Annotated in this window: 25 protein-coding genes; 18 read left to right on the top strand and 7 right to left on the bottom strand. The window is 38.7% G+C overall.

Features of this window, described 5'->3' with window-relative positions; all coding sequences use genetic code 11:
- The first annotated feature begins 13 nt into the window (after window positions 1-13).
- The 3 genes from QM382_RS02780 (at window position 14) to QM382_RS02770 (ending at window position 5,561) form a co-directional block, all read left to right on the top strand.
- Window positions 14-982, top strand: coding sequence for a hypothetical protein (locus QM382_RS02780; protein WP_414272362.1), 969 nt, complete (start codon window positions 14-16; stop codon window positions 980-982).
- Between the two features lie 138 nt (window positions 983-1,120).
- Complete coding sequence (locus QM382_RS02775; RefSeq protein ID WP_414272361.1) at window positions 1,121-2,050, top strand: metal ABC transporter solute-binding protein, Zn/Mn family; 930 nt, start codon at window positions 1,121-1,123, stop codon at window positions 2,048-2,050.
- Between the two features lie 7 nt (window positions 2,051-2,057).
- Window positions 2,058-5,561: a pneumococcal-type histidine triad protein gene (locus tag QM382_RS02770; protein ID WP_414272360.1), complete on the top strand. Its 3,504-nt coding sequence runs from the start codon at window positions 2,058-2,060 to the stop codon at window positions 5,559-5,561.
- A 36-nt stretch (window positions 5,562-5,597) separates the two neighbouring features.
- Here the strand turns inward: QM382_RS02770 and pepT are convergent, their stop codons facing one another.
- Entirely contained in the window at window positions 5,598-6,821 is a 1,224-nt protein-coding gene (gene pepT / locus QM382_RS02765; protein WP_414272359.1) for a peptidase T, read from the bottom strand.
- A 154-nt stretch (window positions 6,822-6,975) separates the two neighbouring features.
- Between pepT and hemH the strand changes: the two genes are divergently transcribed.
- The gene (hemH, locus tag QM382_RS02760; RefSeq protein WP_414272358.1) at window positions 6,976-8,070 is read left to right on the top strand and encodes a ferrochelatase; all 1,095 of its coding nucleotides are present in this window, start codon (window positions 6,976-6,978) and stop codon (window positions 8,068-8,070) included.
- A 394-nt stretch (window positions 8,071-8,464) separates the two neighbouring features.
- On the opposite strand, the gene mnmE is transcribed toward hemH, so the two are convergent.
- Together mnmE and QM382_RS02750 are read right to left on the bottom strand one after the other, a co-directional pair.
- Complete coding sequence (gene mnmE / locus QM382_RS02755; protein WP_414272357.1) at window positions 8,465-9,838, bottom strand: tRNA uridine-5-carboxymethylaminomethyl(34) synthesis GTPase MnmE; 1,374 nt, start codon at window positions 9,836-9,838, stop codon at window positions 8,465-8,467.
- A gap of 114 nt (window positions 9,839-9,952) precedes the next feature.
- Window positions 9,953-10,135 (bottom strand): 4-oxalocrotonate tautomerase, encoded by a 183-nt coding sequence (locus QM382_RS02750; protein ID WP_001117401.1) that lies wholly within the window; start codon window positions 10,133-10,135, stop codon window positions 9,953-9,955.
- A gap of 122 nt (window positions 10,136-10,257) precedes the next feature.
- On the opposite strand from QM382_RS02750, the gene QM382_RS02745 reads away from it, so the two are divergent.
- The 14 genes from QM382_RS02745 (at window position 10,258) to msr(D) (ending at window position 23,632) form a co-directional block, all read left to right on the top strand.
- Window positions 10,258-10,857 carry a thymidine kinase gene (locus QM382_RS02745; RefSeq protein WP_414272356.1) on the top strand — a complete coding sequence of 200 codons (600 nt, stop codon included), beginning with the start codon at window positions 10,258-10,260 and terminating at the stop codon, window positions 10,855-10,857.
- Window positions 10,847-11,326, top strand: a complete 480-nt coding sequence (locus QM382_RS02740) for a GNAT family N-acetyltransferase (protein WP_414272355.1) — start codon at window positions 10,847-10,849, stop codon at window positions 11,324-11,326. The genes QM382_RS02745 and QM382_RS02740 overlap by 11 nt, the downstream gene beginning before the upstream one ends.
- Window positions 11,327-11,335: 9 nt before the next feature.
- Entirely contained in the window at window positions 11,336-12,415 is a 1,080-nt protein-coding gene (prfA, locus tag QM382_RS02735) for a peptide chain release factor 1 (RefSeq protein WP_001028810.1), read from the top strand.
- Window positions 12,415-13,251, top strand: coding sequence for a peptide chain release factor N(5)-glutamine methyltransferase (gene prmC / locus QM382_RS02730; RefSeq protein WP_178895070.1), 837 nt, complete (start codon window positions 12,415-12,417; stop codon window positions 13,249-13,251). The genes prfA and prmC overlap by 1 nt, the downstream gene beginning before the upstream one ends.
- A complete protein-coding gene (locus tag QM382_RS02725) occupies window positions 13,235-13,837 on the top strand; it encodes an L-threonylcarbamoyladenylate synthase (protein WP_178895069.1) in 603 nt (200 codons plus the stop codon). Before prmC ends, QM382_RS02725 begins: the two co-directional genes overlap by 17 nt.
- A gap of 1 nt (window position 13,838) precedes the next feature.
- Window positions 13,839-14,285, top strand: coding sequence for a GNAT family N-acetyltransferase (locus QM382_RS02720; protein WP_178895068.1), 447 nt, complete (start codon window positions 13,839-13,841; stop codon window positions 14,283-14,285).
- Window positions 14,282-15,538, top strand: a complete 1,257-nt coding sequence (gene glyA, locus QM382_RS02715) for a serine hydroxymethyltransferase (RefSeq protein WP_414272354.1) — start codon at window positions 14,282-14,284, stop codon at window positions 15,536-15,538. The genes QM382_RS02720 and glyA overlap by 4 nt, the downstream gene beginning before the upstream one ends.
- A 6-nt stretch (window positions 15,539-15,544) precedes the next feature.
- Window positions 15,545-16,519, top strand: coding sequence for a nucleoid-associated protein (locus QM382_RS02710; protein WP_414272353.1), 975 nt, complete (start codon window positions 15,545-15,547; stop codon window positions 16,517-16,519).
- The gene (locus QM382_RS02705) at window positions 16,519-17,121 is read left to right on the top strand and encodes a lysozyme family protein (RefSeq protein WP_006148472.1); all 603 of its coding nucleotides are present in this window, start codon (window positions 16,519-16,521) and stop codon (window positions 17,119-17,121) included. The genes QM382_RS02710 and QM382_RS02705 overlap by 1 nt, the downstream gene beginning before the upstream one ends.
- Window positions 17,122-17,356: 235 nt before the next feature.
- Window positions 17,357-18,331 (top strand): DUF1002 domain-containing protein, encoded by a 975-nt coding sequence (locus QM382_RS02700; protein ID WP_414272352.1) that lies wholly within the window; start codon window positions 17,357-17,359, stop codon window positions 18,329-18,331.
- 74 nt (window positions 18,332-18,405) lie between these two features.
- A complete protein-coding gene (gene rlmD / locus QM382_RS02695) occupies window positions 18,406-19,761 on the top strand; it encodes a 23S rRNA (uracil(1939)-C(5))-methyltransferase RlmD (RefSeq protein WP_414272351.1) in 1,356 nt (451 codons plus the stop codon).
- A gap of 514 nt (window positions 19,762-20,275) precedes the next feature.
- The gene (locus tag QM382_RS02690; protein WP_000873143.1) at window positions 20,276-20,446 is read left to right on the top strand and encodes a hypothetical protein; all 171 of its coding nucleotides are present in this window, start codon (window positions 20,276-20,278) and stop codon (window positions 20,444-20,446) included.
- Between the two features lie 385 nt (window positions 20,447-20,831).
- The gene (mef(A), locus tag QM382_RS02685) at window positions 20,832-22,049 is read left to right on the top strand and encodes a macrolide efflux MFS transporter Mef(A) (protein WP_000417519.1); all 1,218 of its coding nucleotides are present in this window, start codon (window positions 20,832-20,834) and stop codon (window positions 22,047-22,049) included.
- A 119-nt stretch (window positions 22,050-22,168) separates the two neighbouring features.
- Window positions 22,169-23,632, top strand: coding sequence for an ABC-F type ribosomal protection protein Msr(D) (gene msr(D) / locus QM382_RS02680; protein WP_000420313.1), 1,464 nt, complete (start codon window positions 22,169-22,171; stop codon window positions 23,630-23,632).
- A gap of 117 nt (window positions 23,633-23,749) precedes the next feature.
- Here msr(D) and QM382_RS02675 read toward each other — a convergent pair whose 3' ends face one another.
- Genes QM382_RS02675 through QM382_RS02660 form a run of 4 tightly spaced genes read right to left on the bottom strand, consistent with a single transcriptional unit; the run spans window position 23,750 to window position 24,994 of the window.
- Window positions 23,750-24,049: a DUF5960 family protein gene (locus QM382_RS02675; protein ID WP_001072467.1), complete on the bottom strand. Its 300-nt coding sequence runs from the start codon at window positions 24,047-24,049 to the stop codon at window positions 23,750-23,752.
- Entirely contained in the window at window positions 24,036-24,404 is a 369-nt protein-coding gene (locus tag QM382_RS02670; protein WP_000567222.1) for a hypothetical protein, read from the bottom strand. The genes QM382_RS02675 and QM382_RS02670 overlap by 14 nt, the downstream gene beginning before the upstream one ends.
- Before the next feature lie 12 nt (window positions 24,405-24,416).
- On the bottom strand, window positions 24,417-24,752 hold the full coding sequence (locus QM382_RS02665; RefSeq protein WP_000806926.1) for a hypothetical protein: 336 nt from the start codon (window positions 24,750-24,752) through the stop codon (window positions 24,417-24,419).
- Entirely contained in the window at window positions 24,749-24,994 is a 246-nt protein-coding gene (locus tag QM382_RS02660) for a hypothetical protein (protein ID WP_001813542.1), read from the bottom strand. The genes QM382_RS02665 and QM382_RS02660 overlap by 4 nt, the downstream gene beginning before the upstream one ends.
- Window positions 24,995-25,163 lie beyond the last annotated feature (169 nt).

Genomic DNA, 25,163 nt, shown 5'->3' with positions numbered 1-25,163 from the left:
AAAGGAGATTATGATGTTTAAAGAAAAAAGAAATAAAGGCTTTATTTCAGGTCTTATTCTTTCGCTAGTTTTCTTTGCTTTTTCTGCAGGAACTGTCTTCATGTGGAATTATCATCAACATCCAATGGATCCATTTTCAGACGACACACGGTCAGGTAAAGAAGTTACTATGACTATCTATGATATCTATCCAGAAGTGGTTGGAGAAGTTGAAGGTGGAAGTGTTTTATATCTTGTGCAATATAGCAATGATGGTGATGGTAAATTTGCAGTTGTAGAGGCTAAAGAAAATGATAAAGAGATTCAAAAACTTATGGATCAAGCTGAAACTGAAACACTTATAGATAATCCAGCTACTCTAGTAGGTACACAGTTACAACCTTTAAGTAAAAATGTTAACAACAAGTCTCGAAATAATAGAATTGTAGATTTGTCTGGCTTTCTTGACTCTATACTTGAACCTGATTCAACTGTTGCATTGAACATGAATTCAAGTGTCTATCTGAGTTTGACTGAACACTCAAAAGATGGCTGGTGGTATATCATAAGTGCTGCAATTTTTGGAGGAATTGGCCTAGTCACATTAGTGAGTGCCTTTCTTCTTCGTAAAAAATCTATCGCAGCTTTTGAAGAGCTTTATCAAGCCTATCCTGAATTACAAGGAAATGTTGAAAATCTAACTGGTTTGGCAGAATTTTATGATGAGAGTCTAAAGGTAATCCTTTATAAAAATCATCTTATCACTTACTTTAAAGGAACTCAAGCTTTAGACCTAAGAGATGTTGAGCAACTTTATCTAGTTGAAACGAGAATTAACCGTTCCCTAATCACAAATAAAGTCTACCAGTTCTGCTATGTTCGTAAGAATGCTAAGAAAAAACAAGACATGACCTTGAAAACAACTAAAACAGTTCAAGAGCAACTGGAAAAACTTTGGGATTTAATCTCAGATAAATTTCCAGATATTCATATAGGAGTTTAATATTAAGCACCGAGAATCGGTGCTTTTTTATTTATAAAAAATCTTATAAAATCGAGTCTATCACTTGACATCGTAAATTTTTTGGAGTAGAATATTTACTGGTTAATTAAATGGTTAAATACTAGTTAAGGAGTTGTTATGAAAAAAAGAAGTATCCTATGGGTCATGATTACCTTCTTTGCCCTTACCTTAGGAGCATGTGGACAAAAGGCTAGTCAAGACAATCGTAATGAAACTAAGGGAATGAAGATTGTGACTAGTTTTTACCCTGTATATGCTATGGTAAAAGCAGTTTCGGGTGAACTAAATGATGTAAGAATGATTCAGTCTAGTTCAGGCATTCATTCTTATGAACCGTCAGCAAATGATATTGCAGCTATCTACGATGCGGATGTATTTGTTTATCATTCTCATACCTTGGAATCATGGGCGGGAAGTTTGGATCCAAGCCTGCAAAAGTCTAAGGTAAAGGTCTTAGAAGCATCAGAAGGTATGACCTTGGAGCGCGTGCCTGGATTAGAAGATATGGAAGCTGGAGACGGGATTGATGAGAAGACCTTGTATGATCCTCATACTTGGCTTGATCCTGAAAAGGTTGCTGAAGAAGCTCAGATTATCGCTGATAAGTTATCCGAACTAGACAGCGCTAACAAGGATACTTATCAGAAAAACTCACAAAGTTTTAGTGCTAAAGCTCATGATTTGACCAAGAAATACCAACCCATTTTTGAAAAAGTCAATCAAAGAAATTTTGTAACTCAACACACAGCTTTTTCATATTTAGCTAAACGCTTTGGATTAAATCAACTTGGAATAGCTGGTATTTCACCAGACCAAGAACCAAGCCCGAGACAGTTAACCGAAATTCAAGAATTTGTAAAGAATTATAAGGTCAAAACTATTTTTACAGAGAGCAGTGCTTCGTCTAAGGTTGCTGATACACTTGTTAAATCAACAGGTGTGAGTCTTAAAACACTCAATCCTTTAGAGGCCGACCCACAAAATGACAAGTCCTACTTGGAAAATTTAGAAGACAATATAGCTATTTTAGCTGAAGAATTGAAATGAGGAGTTTATGAAAATTAATAAAAAATATTTAGCAGGATCTGCAGTGGTCCTTGCATTAAGTGTCTGCGCTTACGCTTTAAATCAACATCAAGCGCCTGAGAACAAAGAAAATAACCGTGTATCCTATGTTGATGGGAAAGAGTCTGATGCTAAAAAGAATGAAAATCTGACACCTGATCAAGTTAACCAAAAAGAAGGAATAGAAGCTGAACAGATTGTTACTAAAATTACAGATCAAGGCTATGTGACTTCCCACGGTGACCATTTCCATTTCTACAATGGTAAGGTGCCTTTTGATGCCATCTTTAGTGAAGAATTGATCATGAAAGATCCAAACTATCGACTAAGTGATGGAGATATTGTCAATGAGATTAAAGGTGGCTATATCATCAAGGTTGATGGCAAATATTATGTCTATCTTAAAGATGCTAGTCACGCAGATAATATTCGTACCAAAGACCAAATCGAGAAACAAAAACAAGAACACACATCAGATAGTAGTAGTACAAGTAATGAAGTTATTGCTGCCAGAGCACAAGGTCGATATACAACTGATGACGGTTACGTCTTTAATGCTGCAGATATTATTGAAGACACAGGTGACGCTTATATCGTTCCTCATGGTGGCCATTATCATTACGTTCCTAAGAGTGCTCTATCTTCAAGTGAATTGGCTGCCGCTCAAGCTTACCTTGCTGGAAGAGGAAGTCAACAAAGTCTAACAGACTACAAACCGATACCAAGTGTTGAACCAAGTCATCAAGTAGAGAAACCAGCTACAAGCAGTCCAGGACAAGAAGAAAATAATCTTCAAAAACTTCTAGACCAACTTTACGCTTTACCAGTTAGTCAACGCTATAAAGAATCTGATGGTTTGGTATTTGACCCGGCTAAAATTACCAGTCGTACGGCTAATGGAGTTGCTATCCCTCATGGAAATCATTACCATTTCATCCCTTATAGTAGTTTATCTGCTTTGGAGCAAAAGATTGCACGCTTGATACCACTTTCAGGTTTAATGATACCATCAAATCCTTTAGAAACTCCAAGTAAACCAAACGAAGACCATGGCCACGAAGATGTTGATCATCAACACGAAGTAGACCATGACCACGATCATGCTAATCATCGACACGGTGAAGACCACGATCATGGCTTTGCTATTGATCGAGTGATTAGCGAGGACGACCAAGGTTTCGTAGTTTCACATGGAGACCACAATCATTATTTTTACAAGAAAGATTTGACGGCTCAACAGATTAAAGAAGCCAAGGAACACTTGAAAGGTAAAACCGAAGTTAAACCTAATCCATCAGATGAGCACCATGATGAAGACGGGCATGATCACCACCATGGTGAAGACCATAATCATGGATTCGATGCTGACCGAGTGATAAGTGAAGACGACCAAGGTTTCGTAGTTTCACATGGAGACCACAATCATTATTTTTACAAGAAAGATTTAACGGCCCAACAGATTAAAGAAGCTCAGGAACACTTGAAAGGTAAAACCGAAGTAAAACCTAATCCATCAGATGAGCACCATGATGAAGACGGGCATGATCACCACCATGGTGAAGACCACGATCACGGATTCGATGCTGATCGAGTGATAAGTGAAGATGAACAAGGTTTTGTAGTTTCACATGGAGACCATGCCCATTATTTCTTTAAGAAAGATTTATCAGCAGAGCAGATTAAGGCTGCACAAGACCATCTTCATGGCCATCAGCAGACAGAACCTGTTAAACCTCTTGCCAAGACGGTTGAAAGCTTCTCTCGAGATGCCAGTGATGAAGAAAAAATAGCTTATATTTCTAAAACATATGGCGTTCCTCTTGAGGCTATCCGTATTTCAAATGGATTCTTTGTATTTGGTAATCCAGACCAGGCTTATGACCCAACTCACATTCACCCTTACGCTGTTCGTAAGGAACACGTTCGTATTCCGCTTCAAACAGGGGATGCAGAGCTTGATTTCCTAAACGAACTCTATACAACTGCTCTACGTGATGGTGTTTCTCCTTATAGCTTGCAGGTTGAAAATGGTAGCTTTGTTATCCCTCATGGTGACCATAACCACTACATCAAGGTTCAAACTAAAGGTTATGAAGTCGCTTTGAAAAACAAAATTCCTGCATTACAGTCAACTTACCAACCTGGTGCTTTTGATGAAAAAGCAGTCCAGTATAAGATTGATCAACTTTTGGCAGAAAGTCGCGAAGTCTATAAAGATAAACCAACTCTTCAAAGACAAATTGAGCTTGCCTTGGGGCAATTTTCTGAGAATATGAAGAAGCTATCAACCAACTCTACTGCAGGTTATTTGGCAGCTTTGGATTTGTTTGATAAGCAGTATATTCACATTGACTCAAGTGTCAAACCAACAGAAATCAGTCCTTTAGACAAGAAATATCAAGCTTTAGTAGATAAGATTAATACCTTAGACACAGATGCTTATGGACTTCCTAAGAAGGATTTATTGACTCAGCTTCAAGAAAATAAACTAGCCCAAGATGAAGCAGGTTTAGATGCAGTTGAAGCTAAGTTACAAGCTTTGCAAGATTTTAATGACCGTACTGGTGTTACGACAGTCGAATACATCAAGTATTTCTACCAACATCTATCTGACGGTCGCTTAAATGACACTCTTAGAAATAAAGTTGCCAACTTAACTTGGACTCTTTATCAGTCACAATCCTTCCTTAAGGCGACTGACTTGAACAAACTCTTCCCAGAAATCTATCAAACAAAACTGGAAGTTGAAGAAGCTCTGAAGAATGAACCTGTTGCAAGCAAGGCTTCTGAAACAATCTTAGATACAGAAAAAGTGGATGGCCATAGTGCTAAAACTGCAGTCTATGAGTTTTTGAAAGGTTTGTATGATGATATTAAACCTGAGGAACAAAGTAATCATGTCTTAAAAGGGCAAGTAGAAGAGTTACTAACAAAAGCTGAAGAATTAGTGAATCAAGTCAATGAGGAAGGAGTTAAAGCTTCACTCTCTGACGAAGTGAAAAATCTGAAGGCTGCTTTGGAGAAAGAAGACGTAGACCTTGATGAATTAAATACACAGGTTCAAGATCTTTTGAAACGTATTTCACTAACAATCCAAAATGAACGTGATAATTCAAAACAAGACCCAGAGGTTTTAGTTCTTTACCAAAAACTCTATAACGGAGTCATTGCTCTCCATAGCTATTTGGAGATGAATAATGGTTCAGATGCTGACTTTGAAAAAGTAGATGCTCTGTTTGATAAACTAGCAGCAGCAAGTAAGGATAAGCAGGCTCTTCTAGCAGTTGCCCAAGAAATAGTCTTGTTAAATCGAGAGCTTAGATCTAAAGTAACGCCAAGTCAAGAAACACCTGTTGAAGCAAAACAAGAAACACCAGGTCAAGCAAGTACTGATGAGCAAGTAGAAGCTAGCTCAGTACAGACAACAACAGAAAATACTTCTGAAACAACAACTGAACTGAATCCTGAATCAACAGAAAAAGTCGCAGAATAAAAAAAGACGAGGTAGCTAAGCTACTTCGTCTTTTTTTTAGTCTTTATAAGCTACAATTCCAATAATAGTATCAACTGCACGTTCCATGGTTTGTAGGCTAACGTATTCAAAACGGCCATGCATGTTTTCACCACCAGCGAAGATATTCGGAGTTGGAATTCCCATAAACGAAATCTTAGAACCATCTGTACCACCACGAATTGGTTCGATAATTGGTGTAATATCAAGACTTTCCATAACCGCTTTGGCAATGGTTACTGGAGTCATATCCTTTTCGATGACTTCTTTCATGTTGTAGTACTGGTCAGTCAATGTTAAAGTGACACGATCACTACCAAGTTCTTGGTTCATCTTATCAGCGATAGCTTGCATAGCAGCTTTACGCGCTTCAAAGTTTTCTTTTTCGAAATCACGAATGATATAGCTAGCACGCGCTTCCTCAACACTACCAGATACATCCATGAGGTGGTAGAAACCTTGATAGCCCTCAGTCAATTCTGGGCGGTCACCAGCTGGGAGTTGATTGTGGAAGTCAATCGCTAATTGAAGGGCGTTAACCATTTGTCCTTTAGCTGTTCCTGGGTGAACATTACGACCTTGGAAGTGAAGTTCTGCACCTGCAGCAGAGAAGGTTTCGTATTGAAGTTCACCAAGAGGTCCACCGTCAACTGTATAAGCAAAGTCAACATTGAAATCCTCTGCATCAAATTTATTGGCACCAACACCGATTTCTTCATCAGGTCCAAAGCCGACACGAATTTCGCAGTGCTTAATTTCAGGATGAGCAGTCAAGTATTCGATGGCTGTCATGATTTCGGCGATACCTGATTTGTCGTCAGCACCGAGAAGAGTTGTCCCGTCTGTAGTAATTAAAGTTTGACCAGGGTATTTTTCAAGACTCTTGAAATCAGCTGGATCGAGCTTGAAACCAGATTCACCAAGCTCGATAAGGTCACCGTCGTAGTTTTCAACTACTTGTGGATTGACACCTTCAGCATTAAAATCAGCCGTATCCATGTGAGAGATAAAACCAATCTTGCGAGTTAAACTAGGATCATTAGCTGGAAGTGTACCGATAGCAAAACCGTTTGGCAAATAATAGACATTTTGCAAACCGACACGTTTCATTTCTGGGATGAGGACATTAGTCGCAAAGTCTACTTGACTTTGAGTACTTGGTGTAGTAGTAGAATTTTCGTCTGAACGTGTGTTAACCTTAACATAAGTTAAAAAACGCTCTAGTAATGTAGGGTATTTCATCATAACTCCTTTTTTCCTTATTTTAAAACCATTGTATCATAGAAAGAAGAGAAAAACAAAAGTCAAAAGGGAGATAAAACCCTTATGTTAGCGTTTACTTATGGCTTCTTTAGTGATACAATAAGAAAGATAAAAATATCACAAGGATGCAGAGATGAAAAAAGCAATTTTAATGATGACATTTGGTTCACCAGAAGAGATTACCTTTGAAGGAGTAGCCGACTTTTTTACCAACATTCGTCGAGGAGTTCGACCTCAAGACCACGAGATTCAAACCCTTTATGATAATTATGTTCGAATTGGAGGCACTCCACTTCAAAAAATTACCCGTAAAGAAGTTTCTTTGGTAGAAGCTAGGTTAGGAAATGAATATAGTGTCTATTTTGCCAATAAATTTTCAACTCCTTTTATTCCAGATGTAATTCGGCAAATGGAGGCAGATGGAATTGAAAAGTGTATTTGCTTGATTTTGGAGCCACACTATTCCTTTTACTCTGTCATGGGCTACGAAAAGTTTCTGGAAAGTAAACAAATTCAGTTTTTAGTTATTAAAGAATGGTATCAAGAAGAAGCACTATTAAACTATTGGACAGATGAAATTGCTAAGATTTTAAAAGAAAAGGTGAAACAGGATAGCTTTAAAGTCATCTTTTCTGCCCACAGTGTACCCATTTTTGCCTTGGATTTTGGCGATCCCTATATCGACCAGATTTTCGAAAATAGCAAGTTAATTGCTGAGAAATTAGGCTTGAAACCAGAGCAATATACCAACACTTGGCAGAGCGAAAGTGATATTGGTATTCCTTGGATTAAACCAGATGTATTGGAGTATCTTAGAGAACAGGAAGAACATCCAGAGCATTATATTTTTGTGCCTATTAGTTTTATCAGTGAGCATATTGAAGTCTTGTTTGACAACGATGTGGAATGTCATGACTTGTGTCAGGAATTGGAGGTGAACTACCATCGTCCACCAATGCCAAATACAGATTCTCGTTTGATTGATGCCTTGGTCAATATTATCCGAGCTAATGAACATAAAGAATTTAGAGAATTCCTCCCAGAAGAAGAAACCTTTGATGAATTAGTCCCTTCGGAGGAAACTAAGAATATTTTAGATGAATCACAAGACTTACAAATGCCAGAATTTGTTAAAAAATTAATTGAGAAAAAAGGTCGTGAAAATGTCAAGATGCCTTATTTAATCAAAAAAATGCTTGAAAAAGCTGGCAAATTACCTAAAGACTAAGTGAAAATAGAAAAGAACTGGTAATACTCTTCGAAAATCAAATTCAAACTGCGTCAACGTCGCCTTGGCGTACTCAAGTACAGCCTGCGGCTAGTTTCCTAGTTTGCTCTTTGATTTTAATTGAGTATAAGGTTTGTTTCAGATTTCTGCTAAGGCAGGATATAACTAAGAAGGTGAAAGAAAAGGCGGTGGAACAGAAATCGATAGACAAAGTCTTGATTTCGTAGTCTCAGCCCCGCGAGGATGATTAGGAGCTTTTTGGAGTCTAAAAGACGAACAAAAAGTTCAATCAGCTACCGCGTCAAATTATGATTGATAATAAAAAGTGAGGTCGGGATCTTTTTGTCCCAACCTCTTTTTAGGTGACTAGCATTTTTTTGACCTAGTTTTTATGTTATTTACCCAGACAAAATTGGCTAAACAACTGGGTAATCAGCTCATCTGGCGCAACATCACCAGTTATCTCGCCAAGAATTTCCCAGGTACGTGTTAAATCAACTTGAAGCAAATCAACTGGCATTCCTAGTTCGAGGCCTTCGTTAACAGCTTGTAGGCTTTCAACTGCCTTTTCAATTAATGAAATATGACGGGCGTTGGATAGATAGGTAGCATCTTGTTCGACCAAGCCAGCATTTTCAAAGAAGAGGTTATTGATGCGTTCTTCAATCTTATCAATGTTTTGATTTTTGAGGACTGAAATACGAATGATATCATCTGGAAGTTCAGCAGTTTCAATCGCTTCTGGGAGGTCAGTTTTGTTGAGAAGAATGATTCGATTAGTATCTTGACTAATTTCAAGAAGTTGTCGGTCTTGGGCAGTTAGAGGTTCGCTAGCGTTTAGGACTAGTAGTACCAAGTCAGCTTCCTTGAGGGCTTTTTTGGAGCGTTCAACCCCGATCTGTTCCACGACATCATCCGTTTCACGAATACCTGCAGTATCAATCAACTTCAGTGGAACACCGTTGATATTGACGTATTCTTCGATGACGTCTCGAGTAGTCCCTGCAATATCCGTTACAATGGCTTTATCTTCGCGCAGGAGGTTATTAAGTAGACTTGACTTCCCAACGTTGGGACGACCAATGATGGCTGTTGCAATTCCTTCGCGGAGGATTTTACCTCGGCGTGCAGTTTTTAGGAGATTGGTCAAGAGTTGTTCAAACTCCATAGTTTTTTCGCGGACAACAGCAGTAGTGGCTTCTTCCACATCGTCATACTCAGGGTAATCGATATTAACCTCAACCTGAGCCAAGGTATTGAGAATTTCCTGACGAGTATTGTTAATGAGGTCAGATAGGGATCCATCAAGTTGTTTGACTGCTATATTCATAGCCTTGTCAGTCTTAGCACGGATGATATCCATCACTGCCTCAGCCTGAGTCAAGTCTACACGACCATTGAGGAAGGCACGCTTGGTAAATTCTCCAGGTTCTGCCATGCGAGCCCCTTCACGGATAGCCAATTGCAGGATTTCATTGGTCACGGCAATCCCTCCGTGGGTGTTGATCTCGATAATATCCTCGCGAGTAAAGGTCTTCGGAGACTTCATAGCCCCAACCATGACCTCGTCCATAACCTTACCAGTCAAAGGGTCAATAATGTGGCCGTAGTTCAGTGTGTGGCTAGCAACTTTGCTCAAGTCTTTGCCTTTAAAAATTTTTTGTGCAATGGCAAAGCTATCCGTTCCGCTTAGGCGAACAATCCCAATCGCCCCTTCACCAAGCGGTGTCGAGATTGCTGCAATGGTATCAAATTCACGTGTAATCATTTCATTTCCTTTTAACAATTTATATACAAATATCTCTTAAAATTGTAACAAAATAAAGTTTTTTATTCAACGAATGCCACTTATAAAGAAAAGCCTAAGCAGATTGCTTAAGCTTTACTTAGTGCGCATTTCCCCTTGCGGGAAGTAAGTTCCTTCAGGCATATCGTTGATGATGACATGAACAGCAGATTGAGGTGCACCAGTGTTACGAACCACAGCTTCAGTTACTTCCTTAGCTAAGGCTTTCTTTTGCTCGAGTGTGCGACCTTCAAATAAATCGATGCGTACAAATGGCATAATAGCTTCCTCCACTAGTTTTTGATTTCTTCTATTTTACCACATTTTGCCGTTTAAAGCTTTTGGAAAATATGATATACTAGAATGTAGCAGAAAATTAGAAATGGACGTGAAATAGAAACATGGCACAGTTGTATTATCGTTATGGGACCATGAATTCAGGAAAGACCATCGAGATTCTCAAGGTAGCCTATAACTATGAGGAGCAAGGAAAGGGAGTTGTTATCATGACTTCGGCTCTGGATACAAGAGACGGTATAGGCTATGTGTCGAGTCGGATTGGCATGAAGCGACCAGCCATTGCTATCGATGATACTACGGATATTTTTGGTTTTATTCGAGATTTACCTGAAAAGCCCTACTGTGTTTTGGTCGATGAAGCCCAATTTTTAAAGCGTCACCATGTTTACGACCTAGCTCGTGTTGTCGATGAGTTAGACATACCCGTTATGGCATTTGGTTTGAAGAATGATTTTCGCAATGAACTGTTCGAAGGCTCTAAACATCTCTTACTCTTAGCAGACAAGATTGATGAGATTAAAACCATCTGTCAGTATTGTAAGAAAAAGGCGACCATGGTACTACGAACGCTAGATGGCAAACCTACTTATGAAGGTGAACAAATCCAGATAGGTGGCAATGAAACCTATATCTCGGTTTGCCGTAAACATTATTTTGCTCCAATGATAACATCTGATAAGGAACAAGACTATGACAATTGAACTAAGAGATGTTACAATGGATAATTATTTTGATGTTCTGCATTTGGATGTTAAGGAATATCAAAAACAATTTATTGCTACCAACGCAATTAGTCTAGCTGAAGCATATGTCTACACAAAAAATGGAGATTTTGTAGCTCCATTGGCAGTTTACGATAATGATGCAATCATAGGTTTTGTGATGTTAGCTTATGATAAAAATATCGGAATTAGTAATGGAAATTATTTACTATTTCGTTTCATGATTGATAAGCATTGTCAAGATCAAGGATATTTTAAACCAATTATGGATAAGGTGCTAGACTATGTTCGGACAGCGCCAGCAGGTTTATCCAAGAAACTTTGGTTGTCTTATGAACCAGAAAATGAACATGCAAAATCTTGTTACCTCAGTTACGGATTTAAAGAAACTGGGGAAATATTTGAGAACGAAGTAGTAGCCATATACGATTTAACAATTGAAAAATAAGGAGAAAAAATGAACATCTATGATCAACTACAAGCTGTAGAAGACCGTTATGAAGAGTTGGGAGAATTGCTAAGCGACCCTGATGTGGTCTCTGATACCAAGCGTTTCATGGAGCTTTCAAAAGAGGAAGCTTCTACTCGTGACACGGTAACTGCCTACCGCGAATACAAACAAGTCCTTCAAAACATTATCGATGCCGAAGAGATGATTAAAGAATCAGGCGGAGATGCTGACTTGGAAGAAATGGCCAAACAAGAATTGAAAGATGCTAAGGCTGAAAAAGAAGAGTACGAAGAAAAATTGAAAATCTTACTCCTTCCTAAAGATCCAAACGATGATAAGAACATCATCCTTGAAATCCGTGGAGCTGCTGGTGGAGATGAGGCAGCACTTTTTGCTGGTGACCTTCTAACAATGTACCAGAAGTATGCTGAAGCCCAAGGCTGGCGCTTTGAAGTCATGGAGGCTTCTATGAACGGTGTCGGTGGTTTCAAGGAAGTGGTTGCTATGGTATCAGGTCAGTCTGTATACTCTAAGCTTAAGTATGAATCTGGTGCCCATCGTGTTCAACGTGTCCCTGTGACAGAAAGCCAAGGGCGTGTGCATACCTCTACAGCGACAGTTCTCGTTATGCCTGAAGTGGAAGAGGTAGAATATGATATTGATCCAAAAGACCTTCGTGTGGATATTTACCACGCATCTGGAGCTGGTGGACAGAATGTCAACAAGGTTGCGACTGCCGTTCGTATCGTTCACTTACCAACCAATATCAAGGTTGAAATGCAGGAAGAACGTACGCAACAGAAAAACCGCGAGAAGGCTATGAAAATCATCCGTGCGCGTGTTGCTGACCACTTTGCTCAAATTGCCCAAGATGAGCAGGACGCTGAGCGTAAGTCTACTATCGGTACTGGTGACCGTTCAGAACGTATCCGTACCTATAACTTTCCACAAAACCGTGTGACAGACCACCGTATTGGCTTAACCCTTCAAAAACTTGATACTATTTTGTCTGGTAAACTAGATGAAGTTGTGGATGCCTTGGTTCTTTATGATCAAACACAAAAATTGGAAGAATTAAACAAATAATGAAACTAGCTCAAATTTTTAAAGATTTTGAGGAAAAGTTGATAGCACAAGGAGAGGAAGCAGAAAGCCTCTCCTTTGTCTATCGTAGCCTGAAAAATCTATCTTTTACTGACTTCGTCTTTGCCCTTCAGCAAGAAGTCACTGATGAAGATTACAAATTTGTAGAGGATATTTACATCAAGCTAGCTAGCCACATACCTGCCCAGTACATCATCGGTCATGCTGAATTCTATGGGATGCAGTTAAAAGTAGATGAGCGAGTCTTGATTCCTCGACCAGAGACAGAAGAGTTAGTGAAACTCATTTTGACTGAAAATCCTGAGAAAAATCTCAAGGTACTTGATATCGGAACAGGAAGCGGAGCGATAGCCCTTGCTTTAGCGAAAAATAGACCAGATTGGTCAGTTACGGCTGCAGATATTTCACAGGATGCTTTAGACTTATCATTGGAGAATGCTTACGCTCAAAATCTAAATCTCTCTTTTATCAAATCTGACTGTTTCTCCGAAATTTCTTCAAAATATGATATAATTGTATCCAATCCACCATACATTTCTCGAGCAGATGAAACAGAGGTTGGTTTGAATGTTTTGCATTCAGAACCACATTTGGCACTTTTTGCTGACGAGGATGGTCTCGCAATCTATCGCAAAATCGCGGAAGGTTCCAAAGACTATCTAACTGATGGTGGTAAGATTTATCTTGAAATTGGCTACAAACAAGGTCAAAGTGTACCCGCTCTCTTTATGGAAAATCTTCCAGAGAAACGAGTTCGTACTCTGAAAGACCAATTTGGTCAAGATAGGATGGTTGTCATTGATGATGGAGAAAATTAAGCAAGAGTTGGAAAAAGGTGGAGCTGTAGTTTTGCCGACAGAAACAGTTTATGGTCTCTTTGCAAAAGCGCTAGATAAAAAAGCTGTTAATCTTGTCTACCAGCTTAAACGTCGTCCAAGAGACAAGGCACTTAATCTTAATGTCGCTCATCTAGACGATATTTTGAACTTTTCTAAGAATCAGCCACCTTATTTACAAAAACTTGTTGATAGTTTTCTTCCTGGTCCATTGACCATTATCCTAGAAGCTAATGACAAGGTCCCTTACTGGGTTAATTCAGACTTGACGACTGTTGGATTTCGCATGCCGAGTCATCCCGTCACTCTAGAATTGATTCGTGAGTTTGGTCCCTTAATCGGCCCGTCTGCAAATATTTCAGGACATACAAGTGGAGTTAGCTTTAAAGAAATTTTAAAAGACTTAGGACAAGAGGTTCTGGGAATAGAAGATGATGCTTTTTTAACAGGTCAAGATTCGACTATTATAGACTTATCTGGCAGCAAGGTGAAGATTCTACGCCAAGGATCAATTAAACAAGAAGATATTCTTGCCAAGATACGTGAAATTTCTTTTGAAGAGGTATGATATGCTACGTTATTTGAAAGCGACAGATGTCGAAACAATTTGTGTCATTAACAAAGAAGCGCTAGGTTATGCTTTTAGTCCAGAGGAAACGGCTGGTCAACTAGCTAAGTTGACACAAGACTCCCATCACTTCCTACTTGGTTTTGAGGATTCAATTAGCCATGACTTACTTGGTTATGTTCATGCTGAGGTTTATGAATCCCTTTATTCAAAACCAGGTTTTAATATCCTAGCTTTAGCTGTTTTACCTCAAACACAAGGTAAAGGAATCGGTAAAACTTTGCTTGAAGGATTAGAACAGGAAGCAGAAAAACGTGGCTATAACTTTATTCGCTTAAATTCTGCAGACCATCGTACAGGTGCGCATGCATTTTATGAAAGAGTTGGTTATACCTGCGATAAAATGCAGAAACGATTCATTAAATTAATAAAAGGAGAAGACCTATGATTTTTGACAAAGATGATTTTAAAGCCTATGACGCGGATCTTTGGAATGCCATTGCCAAAGAAGAGGAACGCCAACAAAATAATATTGAATTAATCGCTTCAGAGAACGTAGTTTCTAAGGCTGTTATGGCTGCTCAAGGGTCTATCTTGACTAATAAATACGCCGAAGGTTATCCAGGACGTCGTTATTACGGTGGTACAGATGTAGTAGATGTTATCGAAACTCTAGCTATTGAACGTGCGAAAGAAATCTTTGATGCTAAATTTGCCAATGTCCAACCTCACTCAGGAAGTCAAGCCAACTGTGCAGCTTACATGGCTTTGATTGAGCCAGGTGATACGGTCATGGGGATGGATTTGGCAGCAGGCGGGCACTTGACTCACGGAGCTCCTGTAAGCTTCTCTGGTCAAACCTACAACTTTGTTTCTTATAGTGTTGATCCTGAGACCGAACTTTTAGACTTTGACGCCATCTTGAAACAAGCTCAAGAAGTGAAACCCAAACTAATCGTAGCAGGGGCTTCAGCCTATTCTCAAATTATTGATTTTTCAAAATTCCGTGAAATTGCTGATGCTGTTGGTGCTAAACTCATGGTAGATATGGCTCATATTGCCGGCTTGGTTGCTGCTGGTCTTCACCCAAGCCCGGTGCCATACGCACATATCACAACTACAACGACCCACAAAACCCTTCGTGGGCCACGCGGTGGTTTGATTTTGACCAATGATGAAGACTTAGCTAAGAAGATTAATTCTGCTATTTTCCCGGGTATCCAAGGTGGTCCTTTAGAGCATGTTGTTGCTGCTAAGGCTGTTGCCTTCAAAGAAGTCTTGGATCCAGCCTTCAAGGAATATGCTGCTAATGTCATCAAGAACAGTAAGGCTATGGCTGAAGTATTCCTGAAAGATCCTGATTTCCGTATTATTTCTGGTGGCACTGAAAACCACCTCTTCCTAGTGGATGTTACTAAGGTTGTAGAAAGTGGAAAAGTAGCTCAAAACTTGCTGGATGAAGTTAATATTACCCTAAATAAGAACTCTATCCCTTATGAAACCTTGTCACCATTTAAGACTAGTGGTATTCGTATCGGAGCGGCAGCAATTACTGCTCGTGGTTTTGGTGAAAAAGAAAGCCGTCAAGTTGCTGAACTTATTATTAAAGCCCTTAAGAATGCAGAAAACGAAGCTGTCTTAGAAGAAGTGAGAAGTGCAGTCAAATCCTTGACAGATGCCTTCCCATTATACGAGGACTAATATTTTATGGATATTTATATCAAGAAAGCCATCATCCATCAGTTCAGCCCTGATGACACAGAGTTGTTCTTAGCGGATAAGTTTCTCAATATCGCTCCAAAAATCGAGGAATACTTGCGTAAAAAAGTGGAGCGTGTGTATTCTGATGATGCTAAAACTGGTATTTTTGAAGAGGATAACCCATTTTTCAACAACATTACAGAAGATTTAATGAAAACATCTGTGACGATTGCCAATCTTTGGAAAGAGGAATTCTCTGTATCTGAAAACCAAAAAACTAATGATTTGGTCTTTGTACAGTTTTCAAAAGAAGGAGTGGAACACTTTGCCTTCCTTCGAATTGCATTGCGAGAAACCTTAACACACCTAGGTGGTGAAGTTGATAATCCAATCAAGTTGACTCAGAATAATTTACCAGGTTTTGGTACTGGAGCTGATGAAGCCCTTGTGGTTAATCTTCAAAATCGCAAGTATCACCTGATTGAAAAACGCATTAAATACAATGGAGCGTTTTTGAACTATTTTTCTGAGAATCTTATTCAAGCTCAACCAAAGATTTCACCTAAGAAATCAATCAAAGAACTTGAAAAAACGGCTCAAAAAATTGCCGAAACCTTTAATGCGGATGATTTTCAATTTCAATCCAAGGTTAAATCAGCAATCTTCAATAATATCGAAGAAAACAATGAACTCTCTCCAGAAAAATTAGCTAATGATCTCTTTGACAACAATCTTACTGCTCGTCTAAGCTTTATTGACAAAGTCAAAGAAGCAGTACCAGAGCCAGTTCAGTTTGATGAGATTGATGCTAGTCGTCAGTTAAAGAGATTTGAAAATCAGAAACTTTCCTTGTCAAACGGGATTGAACTCATCGTACCAAACAATGTCTATCAAGATGCGGAATCGGTTGAGTTCATTCAAAACGATAATGGAACCTATTCTATCTTAATCAAAAACATCGAGGATATACAAAATAAATAATGTTTAAATTTATACGAAGAATGCTGGTACTAGCAGTCTTCCTTTTCGCTGGATATAAAGCTTATCTGATTCGTCAGGATGTCAAACAAGTCATGACCTACCAACCCATGGTCCGTGAAATCTTGAATGAAAGAGATACTCCAGCAAACGAAGAGCTTGTGCTCGCCATGATTTATACAGAAACTAAGGGTAAAGAGGGAGACGTGATGCAGTCAAGTGAATCTGCTAGTGGCTCTACTGATACCATAAACGATAATGCAAGTAGTATTCGGCAAGGGGTTCAAACCTTGACAGAAAATCTCTATCTAGCTCAAGAAAAAGGAGTGGATGTCTGGACAGCCATTCAAGCTTATAACTTTGGTCCAGCTTATATCGATTTTATCGCCCAGAATGGGAAAAAGAATACTCTTGTACTAGCTAAGCAATACTCCAGAGATACAGTTGCGCCTATATTAGGAAATACAACAGGGAAAACCTATCGCTACATCAATCCCATTTCTATTTTTCAAGGTGGAGAACTTTATGTGGATGGGGGAAACTATTATTACTCTAGACAGGTTCAGCTAAATCTCTATATTATGAAAATTTTTAATCTATTTTAAGAGGCTGGGATAAAAGACCTAGCCTCTCAATTGTCTTTGGATTATCGAGCAAGACGCAGTGGTTGAGTGGGCTCTACTACGCTAATTTCATCAGCTTTTACAGCCCTACTCAACTGTGCGGAGGTGGGACGACGAAATCGAATTCTAACGAATTACCGATTTCTGTCCCACTCTCTTTTATAAGTTTTCTTTAAGGATACTTTAATATGCTAGAGTAGAAAAGGAGGAACGTCTCATGCGAAAGAAATTCTTTCTGACTAGCGCTGCAGTACTTTTAGCAGTTGCAACACTGCAAAGCGCCCAGGCATCTACTGATGTTCAAAAAGTAATTGATGAAACCTATGTTCAACCTGAGTACGTCTTGGGTTCTTCATTAACGGAAGATCAAAAAAATCAAACACTTAAAAAACTTGGCTATGATGCCTCAAAAGATACTAAAGATTTGAAGACCATGACACCAGATGTCTACTCAAAAATTATGAATGTCGCAAACGATTCAAGTCTTCAACTTTATTCATCAGCAAAAATTCAAAAATTAGGAGAAAAATCTCCCCTTGAGGTCAAGATTGAGACACCTGAAAATATCACAAAAGTAACGCAAGATATGTACCGTAATGCGGCTGTTACCTTGGGTGTGGAGCACGCGCGTATCACCGTTGCGGCACCAATTCCAGTTACTGGTGAAAGTGCCCTAGCAGGTATTTACTATTCCCTTGAGTCAAATGGTGTAAAATTACCTCAGGAAAATAAAGACTTGGCTCAGGAAGAGCTCAAGGCCTTGTCAGACATTAACGATGAAAACAAGGACAAATCAGGCTTTGATGCCAATAAACTGAACGTAGCCCTTGCTGATATCAAGGCTGCAGTCGCTAAGGCTAAAGAGTCTAAGGGTGAACTTACAGAAGATGATGTTCGTAAGATTGTTGAAGATACTTTAAAGAACTATAAACTGGATCAAGTTGTTACAGGCAACCAAGTCAATGTCATCATCAACTTTGCATTCAATCTTTCAAAGAGCGATATTCTTAATAACGAAGACTTTACTAAGACGCTAAAAGATCTGAAACAAAGTATCGTTGCACAAGCAGGTGATAGTTTCAGCAATATCGACCTAAACTTTGATGCCAATAAAGCTATTCAAGACGGTGGAAACATCCTTAGCTCAATTTGGCAAGCTATCCTTGATTTCTTCAAGAGTTTTGGTGCTTAGGTCAATTCATGGTATAATAGATGGTAACAGGATTGTTGCCGTCTTTTTTTGTCGGCTTATAGAAAGTGAAAAATATGTTAAAGAAAAATGATATTGTAGAAGTTGAGATTGTCGATTTGACCCATGAAGGAGCAGGTGTTGCCAAGGTAGATGGCTTGGTCTTTTTTGTAGAGAATGCTCTACCGACTGAAAAAATCCTTATGCGAGTCCTTAAAGTCAACAAGAAGATTGGCTTTGGTAGAGTTGAGGAATACCTTACACAATCTCCACATCGTAACCAAGACTTAGATTTGGCTTACCTGCGTTCAGGCATTGCCGACTTGGGGCATCTAGCTTATCCGGAGCAACTCAAATTTAAAACTAAGCAAGTAAAAGACAGTCTTTATAAAATTGCTGGAATCACGGATGTAGAGGTTTCAGATACTCTTGGCATGGATAATCCTGTCAAGTATCGTAACAAGGCTCAGGTACCAGTTCGTCGAGTCAACGGTGTTCTGGAGACTGGTTTCTTCCGTAAGAATTCTCATGATCTGATGCCTCTTGAAGATTTTTATATCCAAGATCCAGTCATTGACCAAGTTATTGTGGCTTTACGTGATTTGCTTCGTCGCTATGACTTAAAACCCTATGATGAGAAGGAACAGTCCGGCTTGATTCGTAACCTTGTTGTTCGTCGTGGCCATCATTCAGGTCAAATCATGGTTATTTTGGTGACCACTCGTCCTAAAATTTTCCGAGTTGAACAGTTGATTGAACAAGCCATCAAGCAGTTCCCAGAGATTGTGTCTGTCATGCAAAATATCAATGAACAGAATACCAATGCCATTTTTGGAAAAGAATGGCGGGTTCTCTATGGTCAAGATTACATTACGGACCAAATGTTGGGGAATAGCTTCCAAATCTCTGGACCAGCCTTTTATCAGGTCAATACCGAAATGGCAGAGAAGCTTTATCAGACAGCTATTGATTTTGCGGAGTTAAGAGAAGACGATGTGGTGATTGATGCCTATTCAGGAATCGGAACTATTGGCTTATCTGTCGCTAAGCATGTTAAGGAAGTTTATGGTGTCGAAGTCATCCCAGAAGCAGTAGAAAATAGCCAGAAGAACGCAGAATTGAACGGTATTACCAATGCCCACTATGTCTGTGACACAGCTGAAAATGCCATGAAGAATTGGCTCAAGGAGGGGATCCAACCAACCGCCATCCTAGTCGACCCACCACGCAAGGGCTTGACCGAAAGCTTCATCAAAGCAAGTGCCCAAACAGGAGCTGATCGCATCGCCTATATCTCCTGTAATGTCGCAACCATGGCGCGTGATATCAAACTCTATCAAGAGTTGGGCTATGAATTGAAGAAAGTCCAGCCGGTGGACCTTTTTCCGCAAACGCACCATGTTGAGGCGGTAAGTTTGCTAGTCAAGGAGTAAAACGACGAAGATTAGCATTTACTTCCGCCCATGCGATAGCTGTCCGTGATTGACAAGTGCTAGCACGCAGACAGAACGGAGATAGCGAACCGCTGAGTGTGTCGCTCTGCTCGTAAAAGCTTAGAAACCTTTGAACGAAAGGGATAATGAAAGCCTTGATTGCAAGGCTTTTTGCTTTATGGTGGGTAAGTATCAGAGTGAGAAAATTTTTGGAATGAGTAGAAGTGATAGCTAGAAATTATCAGTTTCTATTTCCATTTACCCTGTGGGTACGTGTTTGTTTCCATTGACAAGGAGTTTGTGGGAATAGAAATGTACCCACCTTGTTTGAATCAAGTGAAGTGTAGTTGAAGGAAATCTGTTGAAAGCAATACTTCATTTTACCGAATAAGTAATAATTTAGGCAACTTCAAATCGATTAAAAAAAACTATTTTAAAGGTTAAGAGTAGACAAAAATTGTCCACTCTTTTTTGCAAACTCAATTTATCAATAAATGAAATGAGGGAATGTAAAATGAAATATTTTGAGGTTGAGTTAGAAAATCCTGATGAATTTTTAAAACTACAAACAGAAGATTTTGTGAAAGCTAATCGCTTGCTACTAAGGAAGATAATCCAGAGCGTTACAGTCTATGAAGAAAACTTCGTCATATCCTTTAAATCTGGCATCGAATTGGAAGTATGAGTCTCATTCCATAACTTTTATATTGAACATATCATCTTGTTGTGTTATACTATAAATTGATATAAACAAAGATGTAGGAGGAACCGAAACTATGACAGCCTCAATGCGTTTAAGATAAGCTGGCAATAAAAAAAGCAGAATCTATACCCGATGATAGGCTTTTTTGTTGTGCTTATTTATACGATATTGAGCATTCATTAGTTACGGTGAGGATATTGGTTATTTAACTATACCTTTATTTAACTATGTCTTTAATATGAATGTTTCCAAATTGTATGTATGCAGACCAAAAGCCACATTGTGGGGTTTGGCCTGCATTTTTTATTGCCTAGAATGCTATTCAAAATAGAAATTCAAGCAAAATAATATGCAGGAGATAATATAAATGGAAAAATACAACAATTGGAAACGAAAATTTTATGCAATATGGGCAGGGCAAGCAGTATCATTAATCACTAGTGCCATCCTGCAAATGGCGATTATTTTTTACCTTACAGAAAAAACAGGATCTGCGATGGTCTTGTCTATGGCTTCATTAGTAGGTTTTTTACCCTATGCGATTTTGGGACCTGCCATTGGTGTGCTAGTGGATCGTCATGATAGGAAGAAGATAATGATTGGTGCCGATTTAATTATCGCAGCAGCTGGTGCAGTGCTTGCTATTGTTGCATTCTGTATGGAGCTACCTGTCTGGATGATTATGATAGTATTGTTTATCCGTAGCATTGGAACAGCTTTTCATACCCCAGCACTCAATGCGGTTACACCACTTTTAGTACCAGAAGAACAGCTAACGAAATGCGCAGGCTATAGTCAGTCTTTGCAGTCTATAAGCTATATTGTTAGTCCGGCAGTTGCAGCACTCTTATACTCCGTTTGGGATTTAAATGCTATTATTGCCATCGACGTATTGGGTGCTGTGATTGCATCTATTACGGTAGCAATTGTACGTATACCTAAGCTGGGTAATCAAGTGCAAAGTTTAGAACCAAATTTCATAAGGGAGATGAAAGAAGGAGTTGTGGTTCTGAGACAAAACAAAGGATTGTTTGCCTTATTACTCTTAGGAACACTATATACTTTTGTTTATATGCCAATCAATGCACTATTTCCTTTAATAAGCATGGAACACTTTAATGGAACGCCTGTGCATATTTCTATTACGGAAATTTCCTTTGCATTTGGGATGCTAGCAGGAGGCTTATTATTAGGAAGATTAGGGGGCTTCGAAAAGCATGTATTACTAATAACAAGTTCATTTTTTATAATGGGGACCAGTTTAGCCGTTTCGGGAATACTTCCTCCAAATGGATTTGTAATATTCGTAGTTTGCTGTGCAATAATGGGGCTTTCGGTGCCATTTTATAGCGGTGTGCAAACAGCTCTTTTTCAGGAGAAAATTAAGCCTGAATATTTAGGACGTGTATTTTCTTTGATCGGAAGTATCATGTCACTTGCTATGCCAATTGGGTTAATTCTTTCTGGATTCTTTGCTGATAAAATCGGTGTAAATCATTGGTTTTTACTATCAGGTATTTTAATTATTGGCATTGCTATAGTTTGCCAAATGATAACTGAGGTTAGAAAATTAGATTTAAAATAAACAATATTGGAGGAATATTTATGTATCTTATTTTCATGTAACTCTTCCTGCTAAAATCGCAGGGTTTTCCCTGCATACAAGCAAATGAAAGCATGCGATTATAGACAGGAGGAAATGTTATGGAATTAATATTAAAAGCAAAAGACATTCGTGTGGAATTCAAAGGACGCGATGTTTTAGATATAAATGAATTAGAAGTATATGATTATGACCGTATTGGTTTAGTAGGAGCAAATGGTGCTGGAAAAAGCACTTTACTCAGGGTACTTTTAGGAGAATTAACTCCCCCAGGATGTAAAATGAATCGTCTGGGTGAACTTGCCTATATTCCCCAGTTGGACGAAGTAACTCTGCAGGAGGAAAAAGATTTTGCACTTGTAGGCAAGCTAGGTGTTGAGCAATTAAATATACAGACTATGAGCGGTGGTGAAGAAACAAGGCTTAAAATAGCACAGGCCTTATCGGCACAGGTTCATGGTATTTTAGCGGATGAACCTACGAGCCATTTAGACCGTGAAGGAATTGATTTTCTAATAGGACAGCTAAAATATTTTACAGGTGCACTGTTAGTTATTAGCCATGACCGCTATTTTCTTGATGAAATAGTAGATAAAATATGGGAACTGAAAGATGGCAAAATCACTGAGTATTGGGGAAACTATTCTGATTATCTTCGTCAGAAAGAGGAAGAACGTAAGAGCCAAGCTGCAGAATACGAACAATTTATTGCGGAACGTGCCCGATTGGAAAGGGCTGCGGAGGAAAAGCGAAAACAGGCTCGTAAAATAGAACAGAAGGCAAAAGGTTCTTCAAAGAAAAAAAGTACTGAAGACGGAGGGCGTTTAGCTCATCAAAAATCAATAGGAAGTAAGGAAAAAAAGATGTATAATGCTGCTAAAACCCTAGAGCACAGGATTGCGGCCTTAGGAAAAGTAGAAGCTCCGGAAGGCATTCGCAGAATTCGTTTCAGGCAAAGTAAAGCATTGGAGCTCCATAATCCATACCCTATAGTCGGTGCAGAAATTAATAAAGTATTTGGGGATAAGGCTCTGTTTGAAAATGCATCTTTTCAAATTCCGTTAGGAGCAAAAGTGGCGTTAACTGGTGGTAATGGAATCGGAAAAACAACTTTAATCCAAATGATCTTAAACCATGAAGAAGGAATTTCTATTTCGCCTAAGGCAAAAATAGGTTACTTTGCACAGAATGGTTACAAGTACAACAGTAATCAGAATGTTATGGAGTTTATGCAGAAGGATTGTGACTACAATATATCAGAAATTCGTTCAGTGCTAGCATCTATGGGGTTCAAACAGAACGATATTGGAAAAAGTTTATCTGTTTTAAGCGGTGGAGAAATTATAAAATTGTTGCTTGCTAAAATGCTCATGGGTAGATATAACATCCTAATAATGGATGAACCCAGTAACTTCCTTGACATACCAAGTTTAGAGGCTTTGGAAATACTAATGAAGGAGTACACCGGAACTATCGTGTTTATCACCCACGATAAACGATTACTCGAAAATGTAGCAGATGTAGTTTATGAAATTAGAGATAAGAAAATAAATCTGAAACATTAAATTTAAGGTAGTCGCTGGTCAGTATAGTCTGTTCTGGTTGGCGACTCCATTGTTAAAGAGTATAAAGACTTTAGATTTTATGAATATTAAAAATAGGAACAGTCAATTGAACTGCTCCTATTTTTCTGCTAAATATATTGTAGTTTTCTTATATGTATAATGATAGATTAGCGGATTCTCATCTACGGTACTTACTTCAAATATGAAGAAGTGATCGCGGTTATCTCTGGACTTTTCCTTATTGAGGACAAAGTAATTCTTACGTGAAGTCGCCATTGTTTTTAGGATATCATCAGTTAGGAAGGTCAATGGAATATTCATGTTAGAGTAGCGGTAGAAGTCACGTTCAAAATCTTGGTAGCTCTCGCTATAATAGTCCATTTGTAGGTGATTACGCTGAAACTCAAGCTGATTCATAGAGCACCTCCTCGACAAGTTCAATACTAATAATGTCTTTTAATTTCAAATTGATGTGACCTGTTGTAGTTTTTATCAAAATGAAATCTTTGGTCAGACTTGGTATTGTTCCAGTGTAGGAAACACGCTTGTTTTTTTCAATCACTTGAATGCGTGTGCGTAGCTGCCCGGCGTATACTTGACTGAGGAGTAATAATTTCTTCTCTAGTGATAAGTCAGACATGTACGTTACTTTGTTTGTATCATCAGAGAGTGCTGATGCATGTTCAGATAGGAAAAAGCCCATCCATTTTTGCATCTTTGTATCCTGGTACTCTCTTGCTGATTGAAATGGTAAATATGAACGGTCAATCATATCAAATCCTTTCTATGCAGAGGCAAGGGTATTTTTATCAAATTGAATCGTAAAACCTTGAATTCCCCCACCTGTGTAACATTCTTTAAAGCGATTGATTACCTCAGTATAGATTATCACAGATGAGCTTGTTGGCTTAATGCTAAATGTAAATTCCAATGGTAATCGGTTTTCAGATTTAGCATGTACTAGTCGTATCGATATTTCAGTTGTTTTGAGTTTTCTCTGACGAAGTTTTGAAGTTGCTGTTTCAACGATTCCATGTAAAAATCTTTCAAGCATTTCAATATCATTACATCCTTTGCTACGGATTTCTGAAAATTGTACTGTATTTTTTTCTTGTTTCATTTTAATCCCTCCAATCCACCCGCGGAATGACCACCGATAAGTTTACTGCGTTCAATATTTCTGGAACCTTCAGTTAGGACGGTTCCTTTTTGTATGGCTAAAAAACCAAACTGTTCTCTGACAACATCAATAGCTGTCTGAAGTCTATTATCTTTTTCAATTTGTTCTACATCATCAAAGAGTGATAGTAGAGTATAGCTTTCATCTACGAAGCCACTATAAGATACACCAATTTGTCTCACTGCACCAGAGGTGTATTTTTTCGGAATAATACAAGTACATGACTCACCATTGTTTTGGGGAGATTTGCGGGTTCAATTTTATTCTGAGCATTTATAGATTTTTTCATCTCAGTCCTAGAATAGCCAATATGAATAGAAACGACAGTAGTCAATACTAGGGCTACTGTTC

Origin of the sequence: Streptococcus infantis, from assembly GCF_047465185.1 — a bacterium.
Lineage (GTDB): Bacteria > Bacillota > Bacilli > Lactobacillales > Streptococcaceae > Streptococcus > Streptococcus infantis_O.
This window is presented reverse-complemented; position numbering and strand designations above follow the sequence as displayed.

Coding starts and splice junctions, on each gene's coding strand:
- QM382_RS02780 (WP_414272362.1), top strand. CDS start 14: ATGTTTAAAGAAAAAAGAAATAAAGGCTTTATTTCAGGTCTTATTCTT.
- QM382_RS02775 (WP_414272361.1), top strand. CDS start 1,121: ATGAAAAAAAGAAGTATCCTATGGGTCATGATTACCTTCTTTGCCCTT.
- QM382_RS02770 (WP_414272360.1), top strand. CDS start 2,058: ATGAAAATTAATAAAAAATATTTAGCAGGATCTGCAGTGGTCCTTGCA.
- pepT (WP_414272359.1), bottom strand. CDS start 6,821: ATGAAATACCCTACATTACTAGAGCGTTTTTTAACTTATGTTAAGGTT.
- hemH (WP_414272358.1), top strand. CDS start 6,976: ATGAAAAAAGCAATTTTAATGATGACATTTGGTTCACCAGAAGAGATT.
- mnmE (WP_414272357.1), bottom strand. CDS start 9,838: ATGATTACACGTGAATTTGATACCATTGCAGCAATCTCGACACCGCTT.
- QM382_RS02750 (WP_001117401.1), bottom strand. CDS start 10,135: ATGCCATTTGTACGCATCGATTTATTTGAAGGTCGCACACTCGAGCAA.
- QM382_RS02745 (WP_414272356.1), top strand. CDS start 10,258: ATGGCACAGTTGTATTATCGTTATGGGACCATGAATTCAGGAAAGACC.
- QM382_RS02740 (WP_414272355.1), top strand. CDS start 10,847: ATGACAATTGAACTAAGAGATGTTACAATGGATAATTATTTTGATGTT.
- prfA (WP_001028810.1), top strand. CDS start 11,336: ATGAACATCTATGATCAACTACAAGCTGTAGAAGACCGTTATGAAGAG.
- prmC (WP_178895070.1), top strand. CDS start 12,415: ATGAAACTAGCTCAAATTTTTAAAGATTTTGAGGAAAAGTTGATAGCA.
- QM382_RS02725 (WP_178895069.1), top strand. CDS start 13,235: ATGATGGAGAAAATTAAGCAAGAGTTGGAAAAAGGTGGAGCTGTAGTT.
- QM382_RS02720 (WP_178895068.1), top strand. CDS start 13,839: ATGCTACGTTATTTGAAAGCGACAGATGTCGAAACAATTTGTGTCATT.
- glyA (WP_414272354.1), top strand. CDS start 14,282: ATGATTTTTGACAAAGATGATTTTAAAGCCTATGACGCGGATCTTTGG.
- QM382_RS02710 (WP_414272353.1), top strand. CDS start 15,545: ATGGATATTTATATCAAGAAAGCCATCATCCATCAGTTCAGCCCTGAT.
- QM382_RS02705 (WP_006148472.1), top strand. CDS start 16,519: ATGTTTAAATTTATACGAAGAATGCTGGTACTAGCAGTCTTCCTTTTC.
- QM382_RS02700 (WP_414272352.1), top strand. CDS start 17,357: ATGCGAAAGAAATTCTTTCTGACTAGCGCTGCAGTACTTTTAGCAGTT.
- rlmD (WP_414272351.1), top strand. CDS start 18,406: ATGTTAAAGAAAAATGATATTGTAGAAGTTGAGATTGTCGATTTGACC.
- QM382_RS02690 (WP_000873143.1), top strand. CDS start 20,276: ATGAAATATTTTGAGGTTGAGTTAGAAAATCCTGATGAATTTTTAAAA.
- QM382_RS02675 (WP_001072467.1), bottom strand. CDS start 24,049: ATGAATCAGCTTGAGTTTCAGCGTAATCACCTACAAATGGACTATTAT.
- QM382_RS02670 (WP_000567222.1), bottom strand. CDS start 24,404: ATGATTGACCGTTCATATTTACCATTTCAATCAGCAAGAGAGTACCAG.
- QM382_RS02665 (WP_000806926.1), bottom strand. CDS start 24,752: ATGAAACAAGAAAAAAATACAGTACAATTTTCAGAAATCCGTAGCAAA.